The sequence below is a fragment of the Streptomyces sp. NPDC032745 genome, assembly GCF_055579465.1.
The window spans coordinates 63,382-83,480 of sequence record NZ_JBVING010000011.1; the positions used below are offsets into that span (position 1 = coordinate 63,382).

At 72.9% G+C, this 20,099-nt stretch carries 20 protein-coding genes, 1 tRNA gene and 1 pseudogene; 13 read left to right on the top strand and 9 right to left on the bottom strand.

Annotation, left to right across the window (positions count from 1 at the left end; genetic code table 11):
- Nucleotides 1-320: 320 nt before the first annotated feature.
- Entirely contained in the window at nucleotides 321-752 is a 432-nt protein-coding gene (locus tag ACZ5WG_RS26650; RefSeq protein ID WP_468726418.1) for a hypothetical protein, read from the bottom strand.
- Between the two features lie 196 nt (nucleotides 753-948).
- Here ACZ5WG_RS26650 and ACZ5WG_RS26655 point away from each other — a divergent pair, with 196 nt between their 5' ends.
- Together ACZ5WG_RS26655 and ACZ5WG_RS26660 are read left to right on the top strand one after the other, a co-directional pair.
- On the top strand, nucleotides 949-1,785 hold the full coding sequence (locus ACZ5WG_RS26655) for a helix-turn-helix domain-containing protein (protein ID WP_468726419.1): 837 nt from the start codon (nucleotides 949-951) through the stop codon (nucleotides 1,783-1,785).
- Entirely contained in the window at nucleotides 1,770-1,949 is a 180-nt protein-coding gene (locus ACZ5WG_RS26660) for a DUF397 domain-containing protein (protein ID WP_468726421.1), read from the top strand. The genes ACZ5WG_RS26655 and ACZ5WG_RS26660 overlap by 16 nt, the downstream gene beginning before the upstream one ends.
- 66 nt (nucleotides 1,950-2,015) lie before the next feature.
- Here the strand turns inward: ACZ5WG_RS26660 and ACZ5WG_RS26665 are convergent, their stop codons facing one another.
- Both ACZ5WG_RS26665 and ACZ5WG_RS26670 read right to left on the bottom strand, forming a co-directional pair.
- Nucleotides 2,016-5,423: an nSTAND1 domain-containing NTPase gene (locus tag ACZ5WG_RS26665; protein WP_468726422.1), complete on the bottom strand. Its 3,408-nt coding sequence runs from the start codon at nucleotides 5,421-5,423 to the stop codon at nucleotides 2,016-2,018.
- Nucleotides 5,424-5,428: 5 nt separating this feature from the next.
- On the bottom strand, nucleotides 5,429-5,755 hold the full coding sequence (locus tag ACZ5WG_RS26670; protein ID WP_468726423.1) for a CU044_2847 family protein: 327 nt from the start codon (nucleotides 5,753-5,755) through the stop codon (nucleotides 5,429-5,431).
- 286 nt (nucleotides 5,756-6,041) lie between these two features.
- Here ACZ5WG_RS26670 and ACZ5WG_RS26675 point away from each other — a divergent pair, with 286 nt between their 5' ends.
- Nucleotides 6,042-6,182, top strand: a complete 141-nt coding sequence (locus ACZ5WG_RS26675) for a hypothetical protein (RefSeq protein WP_468726424.1) — start codon at nucleotides 6,042-6,044, stop codon at nucleotides 6,180-6,182.
- 255 nt (nucleotides 6,183-6,437) lie between these two features.
- The gene (locus ACZ5WG_RS26680; RefSeq protein WP_468726425.1) at nucleotides 6,438-7,730 is read left to right on the top strand and encodes a glycoside hydrolase domain-containing protein; all 1,293 of its coding nucleotides are present in this window, start codon (nucleotides 6,438-6,440) and stop codon (nucleotides 7,728-7,730) included.
- Here the strand turns inward: ACZ5WG_RS26680 and ACZ5WG_RS26685 are convergent.
- From ACZ5WG_RS26685 to ACZ5WG_RS26695, 3 genes are all read right to left on the bottom strand, one after another.
- Nucleotides 7,723-8,232, bottom strand: a complete 510-nt coding sequence (locus ACZ5WG_RS26685; protein WP_468726427.1) for a pyridoxamine 5'-phosphate oxidase family protein — start codon at nucleotides 8,230-8,232, stop codon at nucleotides 7,723-7,725. The two genes, ACZ5WG_RS26680 and ACZ5WG_RS26685, sit on opposite strands and share 8 nt — an antisense overlap.
- A gap of 66 nt (nucleotides 8,233-8,298) precedes the next feature.
- Nucleotides 8,299-9,027 carry a VWA domain-containing protein gene (locus ACZ5WG_RS26690; RefSeq protein ID WP_468726428.1) on the bottom strand — a complete coding sequence of 243 codons (729 nt, stop codon included), beginning with the start codon at nucleotides 9,025-9,027 and terminating at the stop codon, nucleotides 8,299-8,301.
- A 71-nt stretch (nucleotides 9,028-9,098) separates the two neighbouring features.
- Nucleotides 9,099-9,758, bottom strand: coding sequence for a PadR family transcriptional regulator (locus ACZ5WG_RS26695; RefSeq protein WP_468726429.1), 660 nt, complete (start codon nucleotides 9,756-9,758; stop codon nucleotides 9,099-9,101).
- A 96-nt stretch (nucleotides 9,759-9,854) separates the two neighbouring features.
- On the opposite strand from ACZ5WG_RS26695, the gene ACZ5WG_RS26700 reads away from it, so the two are divergent.
- Nucleotides 9,855-10,580, top strand: a complete 726-nt coding sequence (locus ACZ5WG_RS26700) for an SDR family NAD(P)-dependent oxidoreductase (RefSeq protein ID WP_468726430.1) — start codon at nucleotides 9,855-9,857, stop codon at nucleotides 10,578-10,580.
- Between the two features lie 116 nt (nucleotides 10,581-10,696).
- A pseudogene (locus tag ACZ5WG_RS26705) lies at nucleotides 10,697-11,449 on the top strand (alpha/beta hydrolase); the annotation flags it as partial.
- An 84-nt stretch (nucleotides 11,450-11,533) separates the two neighbouring features.
- Here ACZ5WG_RS26705 and ACZ5WG_RS26710 read toward each other — a convergent pair.
- Nucleotides 11,534-11,608 (bottom strand) — tRNA-OTHER (locus ACZ5WG_RS26710).
- 68 nt (nucleotides 11,609-11,676) lie between these two features.
- Between ACZ5WG_RS26710 and ACZ5WG_RS26715 the strand changes: the two genes are divergently transcribed.
- On the top strand, nucleotides 11,677-11,994 hold the full coding sequence (locus ACZ5WG_RS26715; RefSeq protein WP_266993938.1) for a hypothetical protein: 318 nt from the start codon (nucleotides 11,677-11,679) through the stop codon (nucleotides 11,992-11,994).
- Nucleotides 11,995-12,082: 88 nt separating this feature from the next.
- Complete coding sequence (locus ACZ5WG_RS26720; protein ID WP_468726432.1) at nucleotides 12,083-12,820, top strand: class I SAM-dependent methyltransferase; 738 nt, start codon at nucleotides 12,083-12,085, stop codon at nucleotides 12,818-12,820.
- Between the two features lie 38 nt (nucleotides 12,821-12,858).
- Here ACZ5WG_RS26720 and ACZ5WG_RS26725 read toward each other — a convergent pair whose 3' ends face one another.
- Nucleotides 12,859-14,037 carry an acyl-CoA dehydrogenase family protein gene (locus tag ACZ5WG_RS26725; RefSeq protein ID WP_468726433.1) on the bottom strand — a complete coding sequence of 393 codons (1,179 nt, stop codon included), beginning with the start codon at nucleotides 14,035-14,037 and terminating at the stop codon, nucleotides 12,859-12,861.
- Complete coding sequence (locus ACZ5WG_RS26730) at nucleotides 14,037-15,182, bottom strand: acyl-CoA dehydrogenase family protein (RefSeq protein WP_468726434.1); 1,146 nt, start codon at nucleotides 15,180-15,182, stop codon at nucleotides 14,037-14,039. The genes ACZ5WG_RS26725 and ACZ5WG_RS26730 overlap by 1 nt, the downstream gene beginning before the upstream one ends.
- Before the next feature lie 56 nt (nucleotides 15,183-15,238).
- On the opposite strand from ACZ5WG_RS26730, the gene ACZ5WG_RS26735 reads away from it, so the two are divergent.
- The 5 genes from ACZ5WG_RS26735 (at nucleotide 15,239) to ACZ5WG_RS26755 (ending at nucleotide 20,099) form a co-directional block, all read left to right on the top strand.
- A complete protein-coding gene (locus ACZ5WG_RS26735; RefSeq protein WP_468726435.1) occupies nucleotides 15,239-16,036 on the top strand; it encodes an SDR family oxidoreductase in 798 nt (265 codons plus the stop codon).
- Nucleotides 16,037-16,123: 87 nt separating this feature from the next.
- Nucleotides 16,124-16,711 carry a TetR/AcrR family transcriptional regulator gene (locus tag ACZ5WG_RS26740; protein WP_468726437.1) on the top strand — a complete coding sequence of 196 codons (588 nt, stop codon included), beginning with the start codon at nucleotides 16,124-16,126 and terminating at the stop codon, nucleotides 16,709-16,711.
- 19 nt (nucleotides 16,712-16,730) lie between these two features.
- Nucleotides 16,731-17,888: an acetyl-CoA C-acetyltransferase gene (locus tag ACZ5WG_RS26745; RefSeq protein WP_468726438.1), complete on the top strand. Its 1,158-nt coding sequence runs from the start codon at nucleotides 16,731-16,733 to the stop codon at nucleotides 17,886-17,888.
- A 226-nt stretch (nucleotides 17,889-18,114) separates the two neighbouring features.
- Nucleotides 18,115-18,321 (top strand): cold-shock protein, encoded by a 207-nt coding sequence (locus ACZ5WG_RS26750; protein WP_030707191.1) that lies wholly within the window; start codon nucleotides 18,115-18,117, stop codon nucleotides 18,319-18,321.
- 101 nt (nucleotides 18,322-18,422) lie between these two features.
- On the top strand, nucleotides 18,423-20,099 hold the full coding sequence (locus tag ACZ5WG_RS26755) for a DEAD/DEAH box helicase (protein ID WP_468726440.1): 1,677 nt from the start codon (nucleotides 18,423-18,425) through the stop codon (nucleotides 20,097-20,099).

Here is a 20,099-nt window from a genome sequence, read left to right on the forward strand (position 1 = left end):
TGCGCCGGCCTCCGGCCGTCGGTGCGCGGCCGGCGCCCCAGCAAGTCCCCTCCCTGCGGGGAGGACCCCTCATACGGTCCGTACAACGGCGTGCGGAGCCGTTCCTCGACGCCGTGCTCGCACCGCTCGGCCGCAGGCGGCCTCCCGGGCTTCGCCCGGCTGCGCCGGCCTCCGGCCGTCGGTGCGCGGCCGGCGCCCCAGCAAGTCCCCTCCCTGCGGGGAGGACCCCTCATACGGTCCGTACAACGGCGTGCGGAACTCTGACACCGCGCCCGCCATGTCCCCGACCAGGGATGGCGGGCGCGGTGGCGTGTTCGGGGCTACTCGGGCTGGACGACCGTGGCGCCCCAGCGGGTGGACGGGGCCGAGGCCGTCACCCAGGCCCCGAAGCCGCCCTGGAGGCCGGTGCCGGGGGGGACGGTGACACGCGCCGGGTCGCTCTCGGGGCAGTCGACCGTGAAGGGGGCCGGGTCGCGGTCCGGGTGGTTGTCGAGGTGGAAGGCGACCTCTATGGTGCCGCCGCCCGCGCAGCCGAAGGTGATGAACGTGTCCAGCCGGGGCGAGAGGCCGCCCGAGACGAAGCCGCTGGAGCCGGCCTGCTCGGGGATCCAGATCAGCCCGTCAGGCCCGGGGTAGCCGACGATCTCGTCCCCCGCCGAGGCCTGGGCCGTGCCGACCGCGAGCGTCAGCGTGAGTGCTGCGGTCAGCGTGCCGATCGCGGCGGCCTTGCCGCGCCCGTGTGCCTGCTTCATGTGGTCCCCCGTGGTGTCTTCGGTTCCGACTGACACCGGTCACGTTAACCAGCGGCACTGACAGCGGCCTTCCTCTTCCCGGCCGCCGCCGCAGTGGCGTTGTGTAGCCGCATCAATCCGTTCCGGTGCTTCGCCGACCTGGTGGGGACTACGCTTTTCGCGGAGCAAGGGCACTGCGGAAGCGGGGAGTTGGCTCGTGGCCAAGCAGAAGGATCTGAGCGGGGCGCAGACACCGGAGGAGTTCGCCCGCGAGGAGCTGCGGCGCCACCGGGAAGCGGCCGGGCTGACCCAGGACGGCCTTGGCGAGCGGATCTTCACGAGCGGCGCGTACGTCGGTCAGATGGAGTGCGGCACACGGCGGCTGCGACCGGAGATTGCGGAGCTGATCGACAAGGAGTTCGACACCGGGGACTACTTCGTCCGCCTGTCGAGGGCGTTCAGGTCCAAGCAGATGGAGGACTTTGCCGTCGTCGTCCAGCTGGAGCGCGTTGCGACGGCCATCTACGACTACGCTGCCACGCTGGTTCCCGGGCTGCTTCAGACGGAGGGGTATGCCCGGGCTGTCATGCGGGGCGGCAATCCCACCGCACTCGCCGAATACATCGACGGCCTGTGCGCGTTCCGCCTGGAGCGTGCTCGGCTGCTCGAAGATCCGGTGAGTCCTCAGCTGTGGGTGATCCTGCACGAGACGGTGCTGCGGACGGTGATCGGAGGTCCTGCTGTGATGGCTGACCAGCTGCGGCACATCGCCTCGCACGTCCGCGGCCACCGCATCACCGTGCAGGTAGTGCCGTTCTCGGCCGGGGCTCAAGGAGTTCTGGGCTCGCTGGTGAGCATCATGCAGTTCGCCGACTCGCCCGACGTGGCCTACGCGGAGGGGCCTTGTGTGGGGCAGCTGTACGACGATGCGGATCTGGTCCGCCGTCACTGGAAGCGATTCGACCTCACCAGGGCGGCAGCGCTGTCGCCGGAGGTGTCTCTGGCCCGTATCGAGTCGGCGGCGGAGGAGTACGCGAAATGTGCACAGACGTGAACGGTCTGTCCTGGCAGACGTCCTCGTACGGCAACTTTGAGAGCGCCGGCTGCGTAGAGATGTCCGACGACCTCCCCGGCATAGGCCCGGTGCTGCTGTTCCCGGCCGCCGCGTGGGCTCCGTTCATCCAGGCCGTGAAGTCTGTTGGCATCCGGTCGGCATGACCATCACGTCCGCCCCTCCTCCCCACGCTATGCGGCGGCGCCGGTCGAACCGCCGGGCCGGACGCATCACGGCCCGTCCCGGTCCGGGCGGAGCCAGTGGTGGATGAGCGGGAGGAGGTGTTCGCCGTCGAGGGACTGGGCGGCGTAGTCGGAGGCGCCCGCGGCCAGGGCCTTCTCACGGCCCAGGACGGTCGCCTTGCGGGCGAGGGTGATGACGGGGCGCTGGGACGGGCCGGCCAGCTGGGCGATGACCGAGGCCGCCGGGGAGCCGCCGCTCATTCCCTGACTGGGCAGGCGCAGCAGCACCAGCGCGACGTCCGGGTCGGCGGTGATCGCGGTGATCGCCTGCGGTACGCGTTCCGCCCACAGGACTTCCAGGCCGTGGCGCTCGAAGTCGGTGGTGAGGGCGAAGGCCACCCGGACGTCGTCGTCCACGATCAGCACCTTCTGCCCGGAGAAGCCGTAGGCCGTGGCGGACGCGGCGCCATGTGAGTGTTCCTGAGGCCCGGACAGCTCCCACGGCTCCGGCTGGGGCACCGGCCCGCCGGGAACGAGCGGTAGGTAGAGGGTGAACACGGACCCGAGTCCGCGTTCACTGGCCACATGGATCTCGCCCTCCATCAGCCGGGCGATCTCCCGGCTGATGGACAGCCCGAGTCCGGCTCCGACGTACCGCTTCCCGGTCAGGTCGCCGGCATGCTCGAACGCCTCGAAGATGACCTTCAGCCTTCCGTCGGAGATCCCGATCCCCGTGTCGCTGACCGAGAAGGCGATCAACTCCGCCGCCTTCATGTCGGCGAGCCGTCCGTGGACCGACGGCGGCACGTCCCGGCCGGCGGGCCGGATGTCGAGCCGTATCTCGCCGTGCTCGGTGAACTTCACGGCGTTGGCGAGCAGGCTCCGCAGGATCTGGAGCAGACGCTGCTCGTCCGCGTGCAGGGTCGCCGGCAGCTCCGGCGCCACCCGGACGGACAGGTCCAGTCCCTTGCCCTCCGCCAGGGGTGAGAACGCGGCATCGAGATGGTCGGCGACCTGGAGCAGCGGAACCGGGACGGGGACGATCTCCATGCGGCCCGTCTCCGCGTCGGAGAGGTCGAGGATGTCGTCCAGCAGGGAGAGGAGGTCGCGGCCCGCCCCGTGGATGGCCCGGGCGTACTCGACCTGCTTCGGGGTGAGCGTCCGGTCGGCGTTGTCGGCGAGCTCTTGAGCCAGGAGCTGCAGGGAACTCAGCGGAGTGCGCAGCTCGTGGGACATGTTCGCCAGGAACTCGCTCTTCTGCCTGATCGACAGGGCCAGCACCTCGTTGTGCTCCTGCAGGGTCTGCCGTGCCTCTTCGGTCCGGGCGTACTGGACCTCCATCGCGTCGTTCTCGTGGGCCAGCTGCGCCGCCTGCTCCTCCAACTGCCGGTTGGCGGCCTGGAGCGCGGCTTGGCGGTTCTCCAGCATCGTGGAGCGTTCGCGCAACTGCTCGGTCAGGGCCTGCGACTTGGTCAGCAGGACCTCGTTGCGCTGCTGGACGAGGATGGCCGCCGCGCTGCGCTCGACGAACTCGGACACCACCGCGGGGACGTCGGTGCTGCGCTCGCTCCGCCAGTGTTCCGCCTCCGACACCCGGGCGGCGGAGAGCAGGTCTCCGTCCGCGGCCCGCTCCTCCATGACAGCGAGCCACTGCTGGAAGTCGGCATCGGCGTCGACCCAGTCGGCGAGCCTGGTCCATTCCCTGATCAGCGCCTCGTGGGCGATCTCCGCCGTTCCCGGTCCGGTCGTCCCGAGTACGACCAGTCGCTGGTCGGGCTGCGCCAGGAGCCGGGCGACCTGCCAGTCCCGGCCCAGATGGGCCCGCAGGGCGGTCACCCGGACCGCGCTGCTCGCCCCGCCGCGGGCCCGCACCATCGACAGCAGCACCCGCCGGATCCGGGCCTCGTCCAGTCGCCGGGCCAGGAACCGGAAGGCGTTCTCGGCGTGCCGGTTGAGCGCGCCCGCGACCCCGCCGAGGGCGTGGTACCCGTCGAAGGTGATCTTCCGCTCCTGCTGCATGGGCCAGAGCTCGGTCAGGGCGAACTCGAGCAGCGGGAGGCTGCCCGGGGCCTTGGCCGCCTCGGCGGCGATGGCCTCGGCGACGCCCTGGCTGTAGACGACCCCGGCCGCGGCGGCCGGTTCGACGATCACCCGGGTCAGCGCGGCCTCGTCCAGCGGGGAGACGTTGAGCTGGCGGTCCTGGATGCGCGGGCCGATGGCGGGCAGATCCAGCAGGTCCGGCAGGAAGTCGGACCGCAAGGTGCAGACGAGCCGTACCGGGGAGTCGCCCATGGTGTCCGGTTCGGGAAGCATCCGCTCCAGGAACTCCTGCCGCAGGGCGGGGCCGCCGTTGCTGAGCACCTCTTCGAACTGGTCGCCGATGAGGGTGAGCCGGCGGCCGGTGAGCAGCGCGATCCGGGTGGCGACCGGCCAGAACCCCTCCTCCCTGAGGCTGCGCGCCCTGCGCTCCAGCCGTTCCAGGGTGTGGTCGGCGTCCGGGTTCTCCAGGTCCAGCAGTGCACGGGCCACCGAGTCGTACGGGGTGTATCCGGGCCGGAAGCTCGCCACGGTCCAGCCGTCGGCGGTCAGCGCCGGCTGAAGGCCGGCCCCCACCAGGGAGGACTTGCCGACTCCCGAGGGGCCGGCCACCACGACGCAGGGCTGGTTCTGGAGCATCGCCCGGAGGCGTTCGATCTCCCTTTCGCGGCCCACGAACACGCCGGCCCGGGCATCGGCCGCGGTGAAGGCCTGCAACCCCCGGTAGGGGCACGGGGCCAGCACGCTGCGTTCCAGGACCTCGGGCCAGGCCGATGCCATTTCCGACATGGGTACGGCGTACGCGTCTTCGTGCTCGCCGCCCCGGCTCGCGACGGCCAGCATGCCGATCACCGCGTCCCCCCAGCGGTCGGAGGCGATGGCGGCGGTGCCGCTGTACCCCGGCTGGGTGCGCAGCGCGGACTCGCCGGACGTGTCGAGCTGGACCAGGCCGCCGCCGACGGCGCCCCGCAGGACGCAGCTGCTCCAGGCGCCGTTGGCCTTCCGCGGCGGATTCCCCGGGTAGCCGAAGACGGACACCTCGGTGGTCTGCGCCAGGCCGTTCCTGGGGTCGACGAGCCGGGCCGGCCCGGCTCCCACCGGCAGGGTGTCGCCCCCCACCAGTACGAGCCCCGCGACGTCGCGCCCGGGCCGCCCGTCCCCCGGAGGGGGGTCCCAGGCCACGATCCGGCAGTTGCGCAGGGGAGCTCCCTCGGCGTCGCCGAGCAGGACGAACTCGACCTGGACGCGGGCCTCCTCACCCGGCCGCTCGGTGGAGCCCTTCGGCCTGCCCAGGGCCACGTTGACGACGTGTGCGCAGGTCACGATGTGCTTGTCGCCCACGACGAAGCCGACCCCGACGGGTACGTCGGACGTGCCCTGGCGCAGCTTGACGACGAACCCCTCGCGCCGCGCGCCCATCCGGTTCAGGCGCGGTGCCAGACGAGTCGGACGGCGAAGTTCACCTCTGCCGTGCCCTTCGCGACGATGACGCCGGTCTCGCCGCCCATCTTCAGCCCGAACTCGATCTCGGCCTCGTCCGGGCCCAGTTCGCGTACCGTCCGGGCGACCCTCGCCAGCGTGGGCTTCACCTGGTCCAGGGCGTCCTGCACCGAGATGCGGGCCCGCCCCACCAGTCCGTCGCCTGCCGCGAGATCCAGGTCGGATCCCGCCAATGCCCCGTCGACCTCGAACACGACGGCGGTCTCGTCGCCGCCGTCCTCCAGCGTCATGGAGATGAGTTGTACTGCCATGTCCGCCACGCCCCCCATGGCTCCGGGACCGCCCGCGGTCCCCCCTCGCACCCGACACGCACATCCTGGGGCACCCCGAGGGCATCGCGCAGGGTTATGGCCCAGAGCATCCAATCCGCTCTGCTCGCGCCCAGGTTGAGGCGTGCTTCCTCCCTGTTCCTGAGCACTTTCCGCGCCCGGACCGGCACGGACCCGCACATCGAAGACGAGACATGTCCGCCCCATATTGGAAGCCCGCGGGCTGGGCAAGCGGTACAGCCGCAAAGAGGCGCTGAGCGACTGCATCGTGAGCGTGCCGTCCGGGCGGGTCGTCGGCCTCGACGCGCCCTCCGGCACCGAGCGCCTGCTCGGCGTACGGGCCACCGAACTGGACCACGTGCTGAAGGAGTCGATTTCCACCGGGCGGTCGGCGCAGACGGGGTGGTGAGACCGGCGGGCGCGGCTTCCCGGGCCGGCGGCGTACCGATCGACGGGGCCGAACCCGATTCGCTCGTGCGGGTGACCCGATGCGTGAGGGCGGGGAACGCTCCCGCCGGGCGCCGGGCGCACGGAGGGAAGGGACGGGTCCTCGCGACCGACCCGGCCGGGCCGTGAGGACCGGCCGGGTCCTGGGCCGGACGGAGCATCTGCGGGGCCTCTCCGGAAAGTTGAGGGGCCCCGCCGTCTGGTACCCATCTGGGTCATGGCCCCCATCCGAACCCTGCTGAGCGGCCTGCTCGGCGCCGCCCTGCTGGTCTCCGTCCAGCCCTCCGCCACCGGCGCCGACGGCCGGACCGTCGACTACCACGGTCTGCGCGTCACCCTCCCGGCCGACTGGCGGGTCGTCGACCTCGAGCGGAATCCCGGCGCCTGTCTGCGGCTGGATCTGCCGACCCTGTACCTCGGGCACGCCGGCACCCAGGCCGAATGCAGCGGGCGGGCCGTTCGGAGCCGGGCCGACACCCTGCATCTGGAGCCGCTCGACGGGGCCCCGGCGCGGGCCGACATCCCGACCCTGCGGGTCGAGGGGTCCGGCGGGATCCCCGAGGCGGAGGGGGACAGCCACGAGGTGCGCTACGCCCTGCGCAGGTCCGGGGTGATGGCCACCCTCTCGTACGGGGAAGCGCCCGACGCCGTACGAGAGCTGCTCGCGCGGGCCCCTACCGAAGACGGCGCCGCCCCGGGGGCCCACGGCACCCCGGCCGAACCGGCATCGGCCGTCACCGGCCCCAAGGCCGTCACCGCCCAGGCGCCCTTCACCGGAGCCGGCTTCGACGCCTGCACCGCACCGACCCAGCGCGCCATGGACGGCTGGCGGTCCGCATCCCCCTTCGGGGCCGTCGGCATCTACATCGGCGGCCCGGCCCGGGCCTGCGCCCAGCCGCAGCTCACCGCCGACTGGGTCCGCAAGCAGGCCGAGGCGGGCTGGCACCTGATGCCGCTCTGGGTCGGCCCGCAGCCCTGGCACAGCTCCAGCACCGGCCTGTCCACCGACCCCTCCGAGGCCGACGAGCAGGGCCGGGAAGCCGCCGACGGCGCCGCCCAGGCGGCCCGGGCGCTGGGTCTGGCCGACGGCACGGTGCTCTACAACGACCTCGAGAACTACACGGACCGCACCACCTGGGACCCCCCGGTCGTCGCCTACCTCACCGCCTGGACGGTCCGGCTGCACGAGCTCGGCTACCGCGCGGCCGCCTACGTCGCGGCGAGCTCCGGGGCCAAGGCGCTCAGCGCCCACCACGACCAGGCCCCGTGGGCCATGCCCGACGTGCTGTGGATCGCCTCCTGGAACGCCAAGGCCTCGGTCTCCGACGCCGACGTGGGCCTGCCCGCCGGTACGCACCAGTGGGCCGGCCGGCGCCGCGCCCACCAGTACCGCGGCGACCACGAGGACACGTACGACGGGGTGACGATCAACATCGACCGCAGCTGGATCGACATCGACCCCGGCGTTCTCGCCGGTCCTGCACAGGCCGAGCCGCTGCTCCTCAGCTAGCCGGATCCTCGCGCGGCGGCTCGTCGTCGTTGCCCCGGCGGATGGTGCGCAGACCGTGCCCCGGGGTCCACGAGCGCACCACCAGGTCGTCGCCCTCGACGCCGATGTGCACCACCTCCGTCAGGTCCGCGTGGAAGAGGTGGAACGGGTGCGGGGTGTCCGTCTCCTCCGCGTACCGGTGCAGCTCGGGCGGGTCCACGAGCTCGATCGCGCGCCCGGAGACCCGTACGTCCCCGTCCGGCATCGTCTCGCCCTCGCCGGGATTGGTGTGCAGCGCGAAGCGCGGGTCGCGCTGCAGGTCCTTGGCCTTCATCGAGCCCGGCATCATGCCGAGCCACAGCTCGCCGCCGCGGATGTCGACGTTCAGCCCGGCCAGCCGCGGGGAGCCGTCCTTGCGGAGCGTGCCGAGGACGTGGTGCGGGTACTGCGCGAAGCGTGCCTGGACGGCCGCCGCGAATTCCGGTTCCTGTTTCTCGAACGCTGCCCAGTTGTTCGTCGTCATGCGTCCATCAAAGCGCCTGGCAGTGACAGTCGCCGCTCAGGCGCGCACGAGCACGCGGTGCGCCGGTCAGCTGCGTACGATGCCGGCCGCGCGGGCCGACGCCAGCCAGGACGGGAACTCCATGACCAGCCGGTCGAACAGCACCGGGTCCGGCACCTCGCGCGGGTCCGGCCCCGCGTGGAAATAGCCCGCGTTGTCCACCACCCGCCGGGCCGGCACGGGCAGTTCGTCCAGCCGGCGCAGGAAGTCGAACTGCGTGCTGCGCGTCTGGCCGAAGCCGACGAACTGCCAGAACAGCGGCAGCCGGGCCGCCTTGCACAGGTACTTCTCCGCCGCCGACCTGTTGACCGGTCCGCCGTCCGTCTGGAAGACGACCAGAGCGGGTTTCACCGACCCCGAATCCAGATAGTGGTCGATCACCGCGTCCATCGCCGCGTGGTACGCCGTCTTGCCCATGTGGCCCAGGCGGGAGGCGATCTCCGCGATCCGCCCCTGGTGCCCGGCGAGCGGGATCTCCTCCACCGCGTCGACCTCGGTGGAGAAGAACACCACCGGCACGCGGCCGTCGTCGTCGAGGTGCGCGGAAAGGCCCAGCACCCGGTCGGCGAGCGCCTGCACGGTGCCGTCCCGGTAGTACGGGCGCATCGACCCCGAGTAGTCCAGGACCAGGTACACCGAGGCGCGCCCGCCCTCCAGGCCGTGCTTGCGCAGCGAGACCCCCGCGCTCTTGTAGAGGCTCACGAGCGCCGGAGCGGTCGCTTCCATCTTGCGGAGGTCGATCGCGCTGCCCGTCATGCGCCCGAGGGTACGTCAGCCCGCGGCGGCGCAGCCCCGGCGTGCGGCAGCGGGCCCCGGCGCACCCGCGGCTACGCGCGCTCGTCCGCCGGCGCCGCGATGTCGCCCGGCGCCGCGATGTCTCCGGGCTCCGCGACCTCGCCGGGCTCCGCCGCCATGTCGCCGGGCTCCAGCGCCGCGATGTCCTCGAGCACGGCGGCCGCGAGGTCCCGCTCGGAGGCGTGGTAGCGCTCGGCCCACTTGAGGGTGAGCGCCGGGTAGGCCCAGGCGGGCTCGTCCTTCGCGCTTTCCCCGTCGGCGACCGCCCGCAGCCGCATCTGCTCCGTGAACTCCTGGTGATGCAGCAGGACCTCGCGCATCTGTCCGGGCTCCAGCAGGTGGCCCAGCCACAGCCGCAGCATCGGCCCGTGCTTGAGGACGGGCGGGTCGACCGGGGCCTCGCGGGCCCATGCCCGTACGGCCGCCATGCCCTCGGCGGTGATCCGGTACACGCGCTTGTCGCGGGTGCCGGTCTCCTGGGCGACCAGCCGGGAGGATGCGTACCCGGCCTTCTCCAGGCGCTTGAGCTCGCTGTAGATCTGGCTGAAGGAGGGGCTCCAGTAGAAGAAGCGCAGCGACCGGTCCGACCACTTCTTCAGGTCGTAGCCGGAGAGCTCCTCTCCGAAGGAGAGCAGCCCGAGCACCGCCCAACTGGTCGCCGGGAGCGGCTGCCTGTTCGTCTCGTCTGCCACGCACCGCAGTCTACGACCGGTCTCCGCGGCACCCCTTCCTCCCTTCGGATATGCCTGCTAGAAGTATTCCTATTAGTGACATGGGAGGGCTGACGGGTGATCTCGCTGGACGGGAAGGTCGTCGTCGTCACGGGCGCCGGACGCGGGCAGGGCGCGGCGGAGGCCCGGCTGTGCGCGGAGGCCGGCGCGCGGGTGGTCGTCACGGACGTACGGGAGGAGGAGGGCCGGGCGGTCGCGTCCTCGCTGGGGGACCGGGGGCTGTTCGTACGGCACGACGTGGCCGAGGCGGACAGCTGGGCGGAGGTCGTACGGGAGGCCGTGGGCGCCTTCGGCACGGTCTCGGCGCTGGTCAACAACGCGGCGGTGTGGCGCACCGCCCACGTGGAGCGGCAGCGGCCCGAGGAGTTCGAGGCGCTGCTGCGGGTGAACCTGCTGGGGCCGTTCCTGGGGATCCGGGCGGTGGCGCCGGTGCTGCGGGCGGCCGGGGGCGGCTCGATCGTGAACATCTCCTCGACGGCCGGGCTGGTCGGGATCCCGGGCCACGCGGCGTACGGGGCGAGCAAGTTCGGGCTGCGCGGGCTGACCCGGTCGGCGGCGCTGGACCTGGCGGGGGACCGGATCCGGGTCAACTCGGTGCATCCGGGGGCGATCGACACGCCGATGATCTCCGCGGTCTCCGGGCAGGACTGGTCGCACGTGCCGCTGGGGCGGATGGGGCGGCCGGAGGAGGTGGCGGAGCTGGTGCTGTTCCTCTGCTCGGACGCGTCCTCGTACGTCACGGGCACGGAGTTCGCGGTGGACGGGGGGATGACGGCGCGATGAGCGGTGGCCTTGTGGGCGGCGGTGCGACGGGCGGTGGTCCGACGGGTAGCGGTGCGACGGGCGGCGGTGCGACGGGCGACTCCCTTTCCCCCGCGGCCCGCGCGCTGTGCGGGGCGATGGCGGCGGCGTTCCCGGGGCCGGGGGACGTGACGGCCCTGCGGTCGGCGGCCGCGGGCGGCCGGTCGACGGGCCCGGAGGTGGCCTCGGTCCGGGACGGCGACGCCTCGGGCGTCCCGGTCCGCATCTACGACCCCGCGCCGGGCTCGGCGGGCCGCCCTCTGGTGGTCTGGTTCCACGGCGGCGGCTGGGTGATGTGCGGGCTCGACAGCCACGACGCGGTGTGCCGGTCGCTGGCCGCGGGCTCGGGCGCGGTGGTGGTCTCGGCCGACTACCGCCTCGCCCCGGAACACCCCTGGCCGGCGGCGCCGGACGACGCGCTGACGGTACTGCTGTGGGCGAGGGCGCAGGCGGTCGCGCTGGGCTGCGATCCGGGCCGGGTGGTGGTGGCGGGGGACTCCAGCGGGGGCAACCTGGCGGCGGTGACCGCGCTGCGGGCGCCCGGGCTGGTGGCGGGCCAGCTGCTGGTCTATCCGCCGCTGGACGCGGAGATGGCATCGGCGTCGGTGTCGCCGTACGGGGAAGGGCACTTCCACACCGCGGCCCACATGGCCTGGTACTGGGAGCAGTACGGCGGCGACCCCGCGCATCCGCACGTCTCGCCGCTGCGGGCCGGTGACCTGTCGGGACTCCCGCGCACGCTGCTGGTGCTGGCCGACTGCGACCTGCTGCGGGACGAGGGGCTGGCGTACGCGCGCAGGCTGGGCGCGGCGGGGGTGGACTGTGCGGTCCACCTGTATCCGGGGGTCTTCCACGGATTCCTGGGCCTGCCGCTGCCGGCCGCAGGCGCGGCACTGGCGTCCGCCGCGGCCTGGCTGGGGGCCACGGGACAGGGGGGCGGGGCGGCCGGATTCGAACCGGCGTCCTCCTCCATGTTGTGTAGGCGCACTACCTCTGTGCTACGACCCCGCCCTTGCGGTGGATCTTAGACCAGAACCCGGCGGGCGTGCACGGGGATATCCCACGGCATGATGTGCTCATGTCGATGTTGCTCCGCAACGTGCTCGTCCTGGCCGTGGAGTTCGGCGCCGCGCTGCTGCTGCGCGAGCCGGACGCACCCTGGATCCCGGTGCTGCTGGCCGTGTTCGTCGTCGGCTCGGGCGTACTGCACGGCACCGAGGCCGAGTTCGTGCCCCGCTTCCTGGTCGCGCTGGCCGCGGTCGGCATCGCCGAGCTGGGCAGCCGGGCCTGGGCCTCGCCGGACGCCCTCCCCACGGCCGGAACCGGGGCCGCGATCCTCCTGGCCGTCCAGACGCTGATCCTGATCCGGTACTCCCTCCGCCGCCGTCGCGCCTGAACCGGAACCGGGCGTGGAGACGATCACCCTCGGCTGCCGGTCCGGGGAAGGCCTGGCCCGGCGGTCGGAGATCGAAAACAATGGCGGTATGACGTCCATGCCGCCCCGCACCCGTGCCCGGTCCTTCGATACCGCCGCCCCGCTGTACTCGGCGAACCGGCCCGGGTATCCCGGGGAGCTGTTCGACGCCATCGAGGCGCTGGCCGGGCGCGGGCTGCGGGGGGCCAGGGTGGCCGACGTGGGGGCCGGGACCGGGATCGCCACCAGGCTGCTGCACGCCCGCGGGGCGGACGTCGTCGCCGTCGAGCCGGGTGACGGCATGGCCGCCGAGTTCCGGCGCGCGAACCCCCGGATCCCGCTCGTGCGCGGCGACGGCGACCGGCTGCCGCTCGTCACCGCCGGGTTCGACCTCCTCACGTACGCCCAGGCCTGGCACTGGACCGACCCCGCCCGCTCCGTCCCCGAGGCCCGCCGCGTGCTGCGCCCCGGCGGCGCGCTCGCGCTCTGGTGGAACGACATGGACACCGCCGTCCCCTGGATCGCCGAGCAGGACGAGCGGATCCGGGCCCTGTTCGACGCCGACGGGGTCACCTTCCGCGGGCTGCCGGCCGAGCCGGCGTTCACCACCCGCGAAGTGCGCTGGTCGCGCCGGATCCCGCTCGACGTCCACCTCGCCAACCACGCCAGCCACTCCGCGTTCCTGATGCTCGGCCCCGACGGCACCCGGGAGTTCCTCGACGCGGAGCGGGCCCGGCTGACCCCGCTGTTCCCCGACGGGACGGTCGAGGAGCGCTACGTCGTCACCCTCAGCGTGGCCCGCGTGTGAGACGCGGTCGCCCGTGTGAGCACCGCTCTCGCGACGTACTACCGCTCTCGCTGCCGTTCTCGTTCCCGAAGCACCGCCGCCCGGCACACCGACGGTGAGCCCCATGCATCGCGCAGCGGCCGCGCCTTGCGCAGCCACAGGGAGAGGTCGAGCTCCTCCGTATAGCCGACGGCCCCGTGGAGCTGCAGCGCCGTCATGGCCGCCGCGTACGCCGCCTCGCCCGCGGCCAGCTTCGCCGCCGCGACCTCCCAGGGCGCCAGGCCGAAGCGGTCTCGGGGAAGTGGGGTGCGTTTCCGCGTCGTGCGGTGCGGTGGATCGCAAGGCGGAGCGGCGCCCCCGTACTGGGCGTACTCGGGTGCCGCGACAACGCGGCGAGGTGCCGTCCCGGGCGGCGCGGGGGCGTGCCCCACTTCCCCGAGACCGCTCAGCGCCGCCGCCCACACCAGCGGCCGCGCGAACTCGAGGGCCAGCAGCGTGTCCGCCAGCCGGTGCTTCACCGCCTGGAAGCCGCCGATCGGCGCGGCGAACTGCGTGCGCTGCTTCGCGTACTGCACCGTGCGGGCCAGCAGGGCCTCGCCCACCCCCAGGCACTGCGCCGCCGTGAGCAGCCGAGCCCAGCCGAGGGCCGTCCCCGCCGCCGCCAGCACCCGGGGGCCGGCGGCCAGCAGCTCGCCCTCCGCCGCCGGCCGGGACAGCCGGCGCGCCGGGTCCGTGGACCTCAGCAGTCCGCCGACCCCGGCCTCGCCGCCACCCGCCATCCGGAGCTCGCCCGCCGCCGACACCGTGAAGCAGTACGTCGCCGCGTCCGCGTCCAGTACGTACGGCCCCCCGCCCGGCAGAGTCAGCGTGGCCAGGGCCCCGCCCGCCACCAGCCCCGGCAGGAAGCGTTTCGCCGGCCCCTCCTCCCCGGCTTCCCCGAGCGCCGACAGGAGCACGGCCGCCGCAGCCGTCTCCACCACCGGGCCCGGCATCCCGGCCCGGCCCAGCTCCACGAAGCCGAGGGCCAGCTCCACCGGCAGCAGCCCCACTCCCTCATACGCCTCGTCCGCCGCCAGCGCGAACAGGCCCGTCCCCGCGAGCCGGGACCACAGTGCCCGCCCCGGCCCGTGGTCCCCGGCGCCCCAGGCCCGTACGGCCGCCGGCACGTCCGAGGCGCCGAGCAGGCCGTGCAGCGTACGGGCGAAGTCCGACTGCTGCGTGGTCGGCAGGAAGCGCATCAGCGGCGGCCCTTCGGGAGGCCGAGCAGGCGCTCGGCGATGATGTCGCGCTGGATCTCGTTCGTCCCCGCGTAGATCGGCCCGGCCAGCGAGAAGATCCAGGGCTCCGCCCACGCGCCCTCCGCCAGCTCCGCGTCCGCACCCAGCAGGTCCAGCGCCGTCTCGTGCAGCGCGATGTCGTACTCCGACCAGAACACCTTGTTCAGGCTGGACTCGGCGCCGATGCGCTCGCCCGCCGCGAACCGCGACGCCGCGGCCCACGTGAACAGCTCGTACGCCCTCGCCCCCACCACCGCGTCCGCCACCCGGTCCCGCAGCGCGGTGTCCGCCGGATCCCCGGCCGCCCGCCACAGCCCGGCCAGCCGGTCCGCCGCCGCGAGGAAGCGCCCCGGTGAACGCAGCGTCAGCCCGCGCTCGTTGCCCGTCGTCGACATCGCGATCCGCCAGCCCTGCCCCGGCTCCCCGATCACGTCCGCGTCCGGTACGAAGACCTCGTCGAGGAAGAGCTCCGCGAAGGCCGGCTTGCCGTCCAGCCGGCCGATGGGCCGCACCGTCACCCCCGGCGCCCGCAGGTCGAACATCAGGTACGTCAGCCCCTGGTGCGGTTTCAAAGCCTCCGGGTCCGTACGGAAGATGCCGAAAGCCCGGTCCGCGAACGCCGCCCGCGAGGACCAGGTCTTCTGCCCGGACAGCAGCCAGCCGCCCCCGGTGCGCACGGCCCGCGACGTCAGCGAGGCCAGGTCGGAGCCCGACTCCGGCTCCGACCAGGCCTGTGCCCAGATCACCTCGCCGCTCGCCATCGGCGGCAGCACCCGCGCCCGCTGCTCGGCGCTCCCGTGGTCGAAGAGGGTCGGCGCGAGGAGGCTGATGCCGTTCTGGGAGACCCGGCCGGGCGCGCCCGCCGCCCAGTACTCCTCCTCGAAGACCAGCCACCGCTCGATGTCCACGCCCCGGCCGCCGTACTCCTCGGGCCAGGACACCGCCGACCAGCGGTCCGCGTGCAGCTGCGCCTCCCACTCCCGGTGCGCGGCGAAGCCCTCCGCCGTCTCCAGGGAGGGGAGGGGGGAGTCCGGGACGTGGCCGGCGAGCCAGGCGCGCGCCTCGGCCCGGAAGGCCGCCACCTCCGGTGCATGGGTCAGGTCCATCGGCTGTTCCCCCAACAGTGTTCCCTAACAAGTGTTTGGTAGGTTAACGTACGGCCATGAGCCTGAACACCCCCAACACCCCCGACTACGTGCCGGGTCACGGGCTGCTCCAGGGCCGCACCGCCGTCATCACCGCCGCCGCCGGGGCCGGGATCGGCGGGGCCACCGCCCGCCGCTTCCTGGAGGAGGGCGCGCGCATCGTCATCGGCGACGCGCACGCCCGCCGCCTGAAGGAGACCGAGGACGCCCTCGCGACCGAGTTCGGCGCCGGCCGCGTCACCTCCCTCCCGTGCGACGTCACCGACGAGGACCAGGTCCGGGCCCTGTTCACGCTCGCCGAGCAGACCCACGGCCGCCTGGACGTCGTCGTCAACAACGCCGGCCTCGGCGGCACCGCCGCCCTCGTCGACATGACGGACGAACAGTGGGGCAAGGTCCTCGACGTCACCCTGAACGGCACCTTCCGCTGCACCCGCGCCGCCCTGCGCTCGCTGAAGGCCTCCAGGCGGGGAGGGGTCATCGTCAACAACGCCTCCGTCGTCGGCTGGCGCGCCCAGACCGGCCAGGCCCACTACGCCGCCGCCAAGGCCGGCGTCATGGCGCTGACCCGCTGCGCGGCACTGGAGGCGGCCGAGTTCGGCGTACGGATCAACGCGGTCGCCCCGAGCCTGGCCATGCACCCGCACCTGGCGAAGGTCACCAGCGAGGAACTGCTGCGCGAGCTGACGGCCCGCGAGGCCTTCGGCCGCTACGCCGAGCCGTGGGAGGTCGCCAACGTCATCGTGTTCCTGGCCAGCGGCTACTCGTCGTACATGACCGGCGAGACCGTCTCGGTCAGCAGCCAGCACGCGTAGGCCGAGAATGGGCGCGTGCCAACGAACCAGCCGACGAACCATTCGACGAACCAGCCGACCCGGCCGACACCCAAGAAGAAGCCACAGGTGACAGCCACGCCCGAGCGCCGTCGCGAGCTCCTCGACACCGCCGCCGAGGTGTTCGCCGCGCAGGGCTACAACGCCACCACCGTCCGCAAGATCGCCGACGCCGCCGGCATGCTCGCCGGCAGCCTCTACTACCACTTCGATTCCAAGGAATCGATGCTCGACGAGATCCTCTCGGCCTTCCTGAACGAGCTGTGGCAGGGCTACGACACCGTCCTCGCCGCCGGCCTCGGCCCCCGGGAGACCATCGAGGCCCTCGTCACCGAGTCCTTCCGGGAGATCGACCGGCACCGCGCCGCCGTCGCGATCTACCAGAAGGAGTCCCGCGCCCTGTCCGCGCAGCCCCGCTTCCACTACCTCTCCGACTCGCAGCAGAAGTTCGAGAAGGCCTGGCTGGGGACGCTGGAGCGCGGGGTCGCCGCCAAGGTCTTCCGGGCCGACCTCGACATCCGCCTCACCTACCGCTTCGTCCGCGACACGGTGTGGGTGGCGGCGTCCTGGTACCGGCCGGGAGGACAGCACAGCCCCGAGGAGATCGCCCGCCAGTACCTCTCGATGGTGCTGGACGGGATCGCCGTGCGCACGTAACCCGATCCGAGGAGTCCCGATGCCCGAGGCCTACATAGTCGAAGCCGTACGCACCCCCGTGGGGCGGCGGGGAGGCGGCCTGTCCGCGGTCCACCCGGCCGACCTCGGCGCGCACGTCCTGAAGGCGCTGGTCGAGCGGTCGGGGGTGGACCCGGGCGCCGTCGAGGACGTGGTCTTCGGCTGCCTGGACACGGTGGGCCCGCAGGCCGGGGACATCGCGCGCACGGCATGGCTGGCGGCGGGGCTGCCGCAGGAGGTGCCGGGCGTCACGGTGGACCGCCAGTGCGGCTCCTCGCAGCAGGCCGTCCACTTCGCGGCGCAGGGCGTGCTCTCCGGGACCCAGGACCTGGTCGTCGCCGGCGGGACCCAGAACATGTCGATGATCCCGATCGCCTTCGCGTCCCGGCAGGCGGCGGAACCGCTCGGCCTCACGGAGGGCCCGTACGCGGGCAGCGAGGGCTGGCGGGCCCGGTACGGGGACGCCCCGGTGAACCAGTTCCACGGCGCGGAGCTGATCGCGCAGAAGTGGGGCATCACGCGCCGCGACATGGAGGAGTTCGCGCTGCGGTCCCACCGGCGGGCCCTGCGCGCGATCGACGAGGGCCGTTTCGAGCGCGAGACCGTCGCGTACGGGGACGTCCGGGCCGACGAGGGCCCCCGCCGGGACACCACCCTGGAGAAGATGGCGGGCCTGCGTCCGGTGGCCGAGGGCGGCACGATCACGGCGGCGGTCTCCTCGCAGGTCTCGGACGGCGCGGCGGCGATGCTGATCGCCTCCGAGCGGGCCGTCGCCGAACACGGCCTGCGGCCGCGGGCCCGCATCCACCACCTGTCCGTACGCGGCGAGGACCCGATCCGCATGCTGTCGGCGCCGATCCCGGCGACGGCGTACGCACTGAAGAAGACCGGAATGTCGCTGGACGACATCGACCTGGTGGAGATCAACGAGGCGTTCGCCCCGGTCGTCCTGGCCTGGCTGAAGGAGACCGGCGCCGACCCCGAACGGGTGAACGTCAACGGCGGGGCCATCGCACTGGGCCATCCGTTGGGTGCCACGGGAGTGAAACTGATGACCACGCTGCTCCACGAGCTGGAGCGGACGGGGGGCCGCTACGGGCTGCAGACCATGTGCGAGGGCGGCGGCCAGGCCAACGTCACCATCATCGAGAGGCTGTAGCCGCCCGGCCCCGGCGCCGTGACCGGGGGCTCCGCCCCGGTCCCCGCGCAGGTCGCACGTGGAAGGGGCTGGGACGCCCGCGCCGAGGTGTGCTAGCTTTAGCAGCGTTGCAGTTGTGGTACCCATGAACTTTATGTGCGCCTGACGGGAATGTTCCTCAGGCGCTTTTATTGTTTTGCCGGACTCTCCGGATGGGGCCCTTTGCCGCCTATTCAGGAGATTTAAAATGGCACTTGGCACCGTGAAGTGGTTCAACTCGGAAAAGGGCTTCGGCTTCATCGAGCAGGACGGTGGCGGTCCGGACGTGTTCGCCCACTACTCGAACATCGCCACCCAGGGCTTCCGTGAGCTCCAGGAGGGCCAGCGCGTGTCCTTCGACGTCACCCAGGGCCAGAAGGGCCCCCAGGCGGAGAACATCCTCCCCGCCAACTAAGTACTTCAGCATGCCGGGGTCCGCACCGCGAGGTGCGGGCCCCGGCTTGTCTGCTGTCTCGACCTTTGTTTTACCTGCCGGTTTCAGGAGGGCTTTCTCGCATGACCAGCTCCAGCTCCGCACGACCCAGCCGCCGCCCCACCCGGGGTCGAGGTGCGGCACAGGGACGTCCGAAGGCTGGCGCGGGACGGCAGAAGTCCGCCCCCGTCGCCCGGCCCCAGGAATTCACCATGCCCGAACCGCTGACCCCGGCCCTGGAGCCGGTCGCCGCGTTCGAGGACATGGGCATGCCCGAGGCGCTGCTGAAGACCCTCGCCGCCCAGGGCGTCACCGAGCCGTTCCCGATCCAGGCCGCGACGCTGCCGAACTCGCTCGCCGGCCGTGACCTGCTCGGCCGCGGCCGTACCGGCTCCGGCAAGACGCTGGCCTTCGGCCTGGCGCTGCTGGCCCGTACCGCCGGCCGCCGCGCCCAGCCGAAGCAGCCGCTCGCGCTGGTCCTCGTACCGACCCGTGAGCTCGCGCAGCAGGTGACCGACGCGATGGCCCCGTACGCCACGGCCGTCAACCTGCGGATCACGACCGTCGTCGGCGGCATGTCGATCAACCGGCAGTCCGGGGCCCTCCGCCGCGGCGCCGAGGTGCTCGTCGCCACCCCCGGCCGCCTGAAGGACCTCATCGACCGCGGTGACGCCGACCTCTCCCAGGTCGCGATCACCGTCCTCGACGAGGCCGACCAGATGACCGACATGGGCTTCATGCCGCAGGTCACCGCGCTGCTCAAGCAGGTCCAGCCCGAGGGCCAGACCATGCTGTTCTCGGCGACCCTCGACAAGAACATCGACAAGCTCGTCAAGATGTTCCTGCACGACCCGGTCGCCTTCTCCGTCGACCCGTCCGCCGGTGCGGTCAGCACGATGGAGCACCACGTCCTGTACGTCATGGACGAGACCGACAAGAAGGCCGTGGCGACGCGCATAGCCGCTCGCGACGGCCGGGTGATCATGTTCGTGGACACCAAGCGCGGTGTCGACCGCATGGTCAAGAAGCTCCTGGCGGACGGCGTCCGCGCCTCCGGCCTGCACGGCGGCCGCTCCCAGCCGCAGCGCAACCGGACCCTGGACTGGTTCAAGACGGGCGAGGTCACCGCGCTGATCGCCACCAACGTGGCCGCCCGCGGCATCCACATCGACGACCTCGACCTGGTCGTCAACATCGACCCGCCGACCGACCACAAGGACTACCTGCACCGCGGCGGCCGTACCGCCCGCGCCGGCGAGTCCGGCAGCGTGGTCACCCTGGTGCTGCCCGACCAGAAGCGGGACATGTCCCGTCTGATGTCGGACGCCGGGATCTCCCCGCGCACCGCGCAGATCAAGTCCTCCGACGAGGAGCTCTCCCGGCTCACCGGCGCCAAGGAGCCCTCGGGCATCCCCGTGGTGCTCGAGGTGCCGCAGCAGCCGGCCCCGGCGGGCCGACGCTCCGGCGGCCAGGGCGGCGGCAGCGGCCGTTCCGCCAGCCCGCGCCGTCGCTCCGGCGGTTCCTCCGCCGCGCAGGGCGGCGCCACGCCGGCCGGCGGCGGCGAGGGCCGTCCGCGTCGGGCCCGCTCCGGCGCAGGCCAGGGCGGCGGCCAGACCGGCGCCCGCGGCCAGGGCGGCGGCCAGGGCGGCGCCCGCGGTCAGGGTGGCGGCGGCCAGGGCGGCGCCCGCTCCGGCGGTGCTCCGGCCGGTGCGCGTCGCCGCTCGGGCGGCGGGCGTCCCGCGGCGGGGCGTGCGAGCTGA